Origin of the sequence: Aetokthonos hydrillicola CCALA 1050 (assembly GCF_017591665.1) — a bacterium.
Taxonomy (GTDB): domain Bacteria; phylum Cyanobacteriota; class Cyanobacteriia; order Cyanobacteriales; family Nostocaceae; genus Aetokthonos; species Aetokthonos hydrillicola.
The window spans coordinates 81,566-88,346 of record NZ_JAAKGC010000028.1 but is presented as its reverse complement, the minus strand read 5'-3'; the positions used below and the strand labels follow the sequence as shown (position 1 = coordinate 88,346).

Here is a 6,781-nt window from a genome sequence, read left to right as displayed (position 1 = left end):
CGACTCCCGAAGTCGCCACTATGGCTAAAGCGGCTTTATATTCTCTGAGACGGTTGCTTGACAATCCACCCGACAAGATAACCTTTGGGATCAACGAACCGTCTGTAGCAAACGCGGAAATCACTCTTTCAGGTGAGACATTTCGGCTGATAACCGAAATTTTAGAGACAATCAGCAACGGACATCCGGTCATGATCTTGCCGTTACAGGCGGAACTATCAACACAGGAAGCTGCTAATATACTCAATGTCTCACGTCCCTATGTAATTAAGTTACTCGAACAAGGAATAATCCCTTCTCGTAAAGTCGGGGTCTATCGACGCATACTTGCCTCTGATGTTTTGCAGTATAAGCAACACAATGAAGCCGCTCGCCATCAAGCACTCGACGAGCTAACAAAACAAGCACAGGAACTTGACATGGGATATTAGTGGATGTCTGTTGCCATTGCCCTCCTTGATGGATGTGTCCTATATCCTGCGCCTCTACGTGACTTCTTTATGCGTCTTGCCACCACGGGTAGTTACCAACTTCGTTGGTCGGCAATGATACACGATGAATGGATACGCAATGTCCGTGTAAATCGACCAGACCTTTCACTTACACACCTAGAACGCACACGCGCCCTCATGGATTTGCATGTTGAGGATGCGCTTGTAGAAGGGTATGAAACGATTATTCCTACACTGTCTTTGCCAGATGCGGATGATCGCCATGTCCTTGCAGCTGCAATCGTCGGTCAGTGCGATACCATCATTACCTTCAATTTAAAAGATTTCCCTCAAGAAAAATTAGCACCCTATCGGATCGAGGCTGTACATCCTGATGTGTTTGTTATGCGCTGCATTGAAGTCTCTGTAGATACAGTATATCGTACTGTACTCCGGCAGCAACAAGCGCTCACAAACCCAACAAAGACACTTGAGGAGGTATTTTCAGTACTGGAACAGAATGGATTAAGAGATACTGTCCGGATGTTGCGTGCTCATCACATCAACATAGGTCTCCCCTAAGCGCATTGCATCTAGCTCTTCCATCACCCAAAATGTGATCGCTCTAGTGTGGAAAACAGCGATCGCATTAACCACAGTCGTGTCCTTACTGGAGCGACCAGAGCGATCGCATACTCTGGTTCTGGCTTTTGGGTAGGGGAAAAGTACAGGAGGCGGCGATTGATGGATTTCTAATCCTACCACATAATCATCGAATACGTTCTCTTGTGCTACGATTATTAACAAACTTGAATGGGAACTTGCAAACCGACGAAAATTTAGATGAGGATGACCGGAGGTTAGTTCAGAATAATGGTTATGTCAAAATGTAGAGAAAATTCACTCTAGCTTAGTTGTAACCTGTGGCTTTTGATAACGTTTGTAAAATCTTAGCTGAAAAATATCCCTCTGAGTTTGCTCGCTGGCTGTTACCAGTAGAACCTCGAAACATCAAAGTCTTAAAAACTGAATTGAGCATAGAACCAATTCGTGCTGACTCGGTAACATTTTTGCAAACAGAAAATCGGATTTTACATCTCGAATTTCAAACCCGAACAAAATCCGTCCCTCCCATTCCTTTCCGAACGTTGGATTATTCTGTCAGACTTAAGCGACAATATCGCGTTCCCGTCACCCAGGTCATCATTTTCTTACAAGAAACAGACAATGAAATTGCTTTCACCGAAGAATATGTGGACGAAACGACAACTCATCGCTATCGAGTCATCCGAATGTGGGAGCAAGATTCAGCACTATTTCTCAATCATGAAGCATTACTCCCTTTAGCACCATTAACACAAACAACCTCACCCCAAGGGTTGTTATCCCAAGTTGCCCAAAGGATTGCTACAATTTCAGATAGAGTTACAAAGCAAAATATCGCTGGATACACAGAGATCTTAGCAGGTTTACGCTTTGAGAAAAACTTGATTCGTCGATTGTTAAGTGAGGACATGATGCAAGAGTCAGTCATTTATCAAGATATATTACAGAAGGGTAACAAAGAAGGTGAAGAACGGATAATCATACTTCAGCTGAATCGACGATTCAACCCAATAGATGAATCATTAATTGAACGGGTGCGGAGATTGTCTACTGAACAGTTAGAAACTTTAGCACAAACATTGTTAGATTTTACAGCAGTTGCTGACTTAGAAACATGGTTGAATCAGCAACAGAAGAATTAAGATGTCTTAGAGGATGTTTTAAAAATTGGTTAAGTAGTAAAAAAAGCCCTCTGAGAATAAGCTTCATACTACGAATATAAATTAATACCCCCCTTAATCCCCCCGATCCTCGGGGGGAGATCAAAAGTCCCCCCACTGTCCTGGGCATAGGGGAAGATCACAAACCCATCCCCCCCCCCTTCCAAGGGGGAGGGTGGGGGAGGGGTAAAGATGATGAACGTCTACCAGAAACCTGGGAAACTTTTATTGAAATTGCGATGATTTGCATTACGGTTCAACGGCTCACCTAATTTGTAATCAAGTCTTCTTGCGTCCTTATTTTCTATTTCGCACTGAAAACTTTACCATTGATGAAGTGGAGTCCAATCGCCAGAAGGGACAAAACTTGCCCAAAAGTAAGGATGCTGATAGTCTTGATTGGAGAGCATTTCTAGTTGTGCGAAACGAAGTGCTTCATGTCTGCCCTTACCTGCCTTTAAACCCTGGTAATATTTTCCCATCAATTCCTTAGTTCCCTGATCGCTCACCTTCCACAAACTCAAAACTTGGCTTTGAGAACCAGCAATCACTAAAGCACGACGCAATCCGTACAATCCATCTCCCACTTTCACATCACCAAGTCCGGTTTCGCAAGCAGACAGCACCACTAATTGCGTCCCGTGTAAATCCAGTCCGGCGAATTCTAGTGCTGTGAGTACACCATCGTTAGCTGTTGATGATGCTTTTTGACGACTGTTAAATCCAGGTTTTGGGATAGAGAAATGATCTCATAAGTTGACCCAATAAATTTTCTGGCATAGTCTTGTTTTCTTTGCTCGGAGCCTACAGCAAACAAGAGTGCGAGATTATGGTCTTCAACAGTTAGTCCACGACTAAAAAAATCAGTGGCACGAGTGATATTATTCTCTGCCCAGTACAGTGCAGCCAAATTGTTCAGGCTAAATGCAACATCAGGATGTTCTTTGCCCAGTACTTTCTCAAAGATAGCAAGTGAGCGCACAAGCAAAGGTTCGGCTTTTTGATAGTTCCCGTGTTCGTTGTACAGTCCTGCCAAGTTGTTCAGGCTAAATGCAACATCAGGATGTTCTTTGCCCAGTACTTTCTCAAAGATAACAAGTGAGCGCACAAGCAAAGGTTCGGCTTTTTGATAGTTCCCCTGTGCTTCGTACAGTCCTGCCAAGTTGTTTAGGCTAAGTGCAACATATGGATGTTCTTTGTTCAGTACTTTCTCAAGGATAACAAGTGAGCGCTGATACAAGGGTTCGGCTTTTTGATAGTTTCCCTGTGCATAGTACAGTGCTGCCAAACTATTCAGGCTACTAGCAACATCAGGATGTTCTTTTCCCAGTACTTTCTCTCTGATAGCAAGTGATCGCTGATACAATAGTTCGGCTTTTTGATAGCTCCCCTGTGCGTTGTACAGTGCTGCCAAATTCTTCAGGCTACTAGCAACATCAGGATGTTCTTTTCCCAGTACTTTCTCTCTGATAGCAAGTGAGCGCTGATGTAAGGGTTCGGCTTTTTGATAGTTCCCCTGTGCATCGTACACTAAAGCCAAATTATTCAGGCTAGTAGCAACATCAGGATGTTCTTTTCCCAGTACTTTCTCAGAGATAGCAAGTGAGCGCACAAGCAAAGGTTCGGCTTTTTGATAGTTTCCCTGTGCATGGTACAGTTCAGCCAAATTGTTCAGGCTAGTAGCAACATCAGGATGTTCTTTTCCCAGTACTTTCTCAGAGATAGCAAGTGAGCGCACAAGCAAAGGTTCGGCTTTTTGATAGTTTCCCTGTGAATAGTACAAAAATGCCAAATTATCCAGGCTAAGTGCAATATGAGGATGTTCTTTGCCTAGTACTTTCTCTCTGATAGCAAGTGAGCGCACAAGCAAAGGTTCGGCTTTTTGATAGTTCCCCTGTGTATAGTACAGTAAAGCCAAATTGTTCAGGCTAGTAGCAACATCAGGATGTTCTTTTCCCAGTACTTTCTCTCTGATAGGAAGTGAGCGCACAAGCAAAGGTTCGGCTTTTTGATAGTTCCCCTGTGTATAGTACAGTAAAGCCAAATTGTTCAAGCTAAGTGCAACATCAGGATGTTCTTTGCCCAGTACTTTCTCTCTGATAGTAAGTACACGTTCTGCTAAAGGAATGCCTTGACTATATTTATCCTCCTTGTACAATTGGTCAACTGATCCTTCCCCGTCCAGTGTCGCAAGCACTTAGGACTACCAATTCAGCGTTGAGTTTTAAATCTAAGATTTCATTGGCTGTCAATAAACCATCGTTATCTTTACGCACCTGTTTACCCTCAGATGACGGACTTGGTGCAAGAGCGATCGCACTATTCAAACCTTGAGCATCATCAAGTATGCCATGAGTTGCAAAATGAACAATTCGTGCTGTTGGTAAATGTTGCAAGACTGCTGATTTGGTTGCATCCTTTCCGATCAAGGGTTGGGTTTTGAGTAGCGGTGCGATCGCAGTTGCTTCCTTGCTTGATCTTATCTGTTGAATAAAATCTTTGCGACTGTTTAATTGCGGCTGTACCGAGTTGGATATTTGCTGTAACTGATGGGAAATCGCTAACAAGCCAGCGAAGAACAAAGGCTCCGAGTTAGGCTCCCCAAAGGGGAACAGTTGCATATATCCTGGTAAAATATCAATTTCACCTTGCAAACTCCAGTTCCGACTAGCGATATCTGGTAAAGGATTCAGCCATTGACCATGTTGATCTCGGGTTGTTGCAAAGACAAACCATGTAGGATGCGCTGAGTTTCTCACTGCATTGTGAAGAGATTGTACCAGGATGCGATCGCTTTGCTCTTGATTGCGATCCAGCAAATAATCAATCCCAACGACTCTGGCTTTTACATCATTAAGTTTATCAACTAAACGTGCTAAATACTTGCGATCCATTGGTACAATAGGGGTCTGTATCTTTGCTTTTTGAATTGATTGTTCATCAATTTGTACCAATAAAACCGGAGGAGTCGTTACCTTTTCAAATTGATGAGTCACTTGGCGATAGATCGCTTGTACCAGTACCCGCCGTTCTAATAAAAATTGCTGCACAGGTAGTTGTAAACTAATTAATATGAGAGACGTGAGCGCGATCGCTTCCCGGCGAGTTGGTATTAATTGTTTGAGTCGTTGCTTGAGTCCAAAAGGTTCCAGACGGAATAACGCTGCTTCTGGATGACGAAACAAAGAAGGAATCAGGTAGGAACTTGGATAAGTCAGGTTTTTTTCTAACTTCAGATACTCGCAAGCTGCTAATACTGATTCATGAACATTTTTGTATTGTGTCAAAGCTTGTAAAAACAAAACCAAAAATTCTTCAGCAACGCGATTGTGAATTGGTTCTCGCATAACTGCAACTTGACTCAAACCCAAGTCAATTAGTTTATTGGCTATACTCAAACCACTGCAAGAATTAAAAATTGCAAACTGCAATCCCCGTTCTTTCGCAACAGTCAAAGCCGGGACTATTTCGCTAATTGATACACTTACATTTGGTGCTATAAATAATTGTCCTCCCGTTAGGCTAGTTTCATTACAAAAAAAAGGGAACGGGGAACTCTTAACAGGGAACAGGGAAAGAAAAAAAACGTGACTTTGTGGGTTTAAAGCCCACTTGCAAATAAAGATGTATTTCGAGACGCGCAGCGCTCTTAAATACGGCGTCCTTGTTTCAATCCCACGGCGCGCATCCGTGGGTACACTGTTAAGAGTTCCCTGTTAAGAGTTCCCTCTGAATATGTCCTGCAAAGAATAAAATATCCCATCCAATCTCTGATGCGATCGCCTCGACGATTTCAGTTTTTAATTTAGGAATATCTTTTCCTGGTTTCCACCCAACAAATTTCACTTCTACAACTTTTTCTAAGGAACGAATTGCAGACTTTTCTGAACTAAAATCTAGACCTGTCTCATCGCCTAAAATTACTAAAACTCTAGCTTGACGATTACCAGGGGGTTTTGATGTCACCGTCTCTCGAATATTAAGAGGTGCGCGAACAATATGAATTTTATCAGCAGCAAATTCCGTATTAATTTCCCAAGCTTCCCAAGGTAACCGAGCTAAGTCTAACGGACTGCAAGTCAGAAACAATTCTACAGGAGATTTGGTTATTGCGTCTCTATTTTTATTGGCAATTAATGACCGAATATCATATAATTCAGCACTACGTAACCAATTATGAAACTCATATAACAGTTGTGCTTCTGCTTGGACTAATTTTCCATGCCAATCAATCGTTGGTGCTGCTAAATTTCCTGCATCTGCAACTTTCCCCCGTAACGAATTTTTATCAAGATTTACATAAAAATTTTGATAAATTCGCTGCCAATTTTGATAAAGCTTAATCACTTTTTCCGGATAGGGAAGAGTAGAATGAATTTGTTGTCCTTGACCAAAACGAAGTTCAAATAAACAAGTAGACTCAATTTGCTGTACTTTAACGCTGTTTTATTACTCTCGCCAGAATAAATTTGAAACCCTAGTTTTAGGGTAGTCACCCAAGCAGACTTTGTTTGTGTAGCCACGATTTCCAGTCACCTTGATTATTCTCTCGCCAGAGTCATAGAAGAGCGTTAAGATGTAATT

The 6,781-nt window shown here is 42.3% G+C and carries 8 protein-coding genes; 3 read left to right on the top strand and 5 right to left on the bottom strand.

The window, feature by feature from the left end; translation table 11 throughout:
* A partial coding sequence (locus G4P69_RS16455; RefSeq protein WP_208350578.1) for a helix-turn-helix domain-containing protein occupies positions 1-431 on the top strand: 431 nt, incomplete at its 5' end.
* Between the two features lie 3 nt (positions 432-434).
* Positions 435-1,013 carry a PIN domain-containing protein gene (locus G4P69_RS16450; protein ID WP_208338447.1) on the top strand — a complete coding sequence of 193 codons (579 nt, stop codon included), beginning with the start codon at positions 435-437 and terminating at the stop codon, positions 1,011-1,013.
* Here G4P69_RS16450 and G4P69_RS16445 read toward each other — a convergent pair.
* Positions 957-1,238 (bottom strand): hypothetical protein, encoded by a 282-nt coding sequence (locus G4P69_RS16445; RefSeq protein ID WP_208338445.1) that lies wholly within the window; start codon positions 1,236-1,238, stop codon positions 957-959. The two genes, G4P69_RS16450 and G4P69_RS16445, sit on opposite strands and share 57 nt — an antisense overlap.
* Before the next feature lie 116 nt (positions 1,239-1,354).
* Here G4P69_RS16445 and G4P69_RS16440 point away from each other — a divergent pair, with 116 nt between their 5' ends.
* Positions 1,355-2,179 (top strand): DUF4351 domain-containing protein, encoded by an 825-nt coding sequence (locus tag G4P69_RS16440; protein WP_208338443.1) that lies wholly within the window; start codon positions 1,355-1,357, stop codon positions 2,177-2,179.
* Positions 2,180-2,520: 341 nt separating this feature from the next.
* Here G4P69_RS16440 and G4P69_RS39265 read toward each other — a convergent pair whose 3' ends face one another.
* The 4 genes from G4P69_RS39265 to G4P69_RS16420 form a co-directional block, all read right to left on the bottom strand.
* Positions 2,521-2,850: a CHAT domain-containing protein gene (locus G4P69_RS39265; protein WP_243902080.1), complete on the bottom strand. Its 330-nt coding sequence runs from the start codon at positions 2,848-2,850 to the stop codon at positions 2,521-2,523.
* A gap of 11 nt (positions 2,851-2,861) precedes the next feature.
* Positions 2,862-4,394 (bottom strand): tetratricopeptide repeat protein, encoded by a 1,533-nt coding sequence (locus G4P69_RS39260; RefSeq protein ID WP_313890546.1) that lies wholly within the window; start codon positions 4,392-4,394, stop codon positions 2,862-2,864.
* Complete coding sequence (locus G4P69_RS16425) at positions 4,360-5,652, bottom strand: CHAT domain-containing protein (RefSeq protein ID WP_310834099.1); 1,293 nt, start codon at positions 5,650-5,652, stop codon at positions 4,360-4,362. Before G4P69_RS16425 ends, G4P69_RS39260 begins: the two co-directional genes overlap by 35 nt.
* A gap of 247 nt (positions 5,653-5,899) precedes the next feature.
* Entirely contained in the window at positions 5,900-6,544 is a 645-nt protein-coding gene (locus tag G4P69_RS16420) for a hypothetical protein (protein WP_208338442.1), read from the bottom strand.
* Positions 6,545-6,781 lie beyond the last annotated feature (237 nt).

Excerpts from the sequence above, each read along its gene's own strand:
- G4P69_RS16450 (WP_208338447.1), top strand. The coding sequence starts at position 435 with ATGTCTGTTGCCATTGCCCTCCTTGATGGATGTGTCCTATATCCTGCG.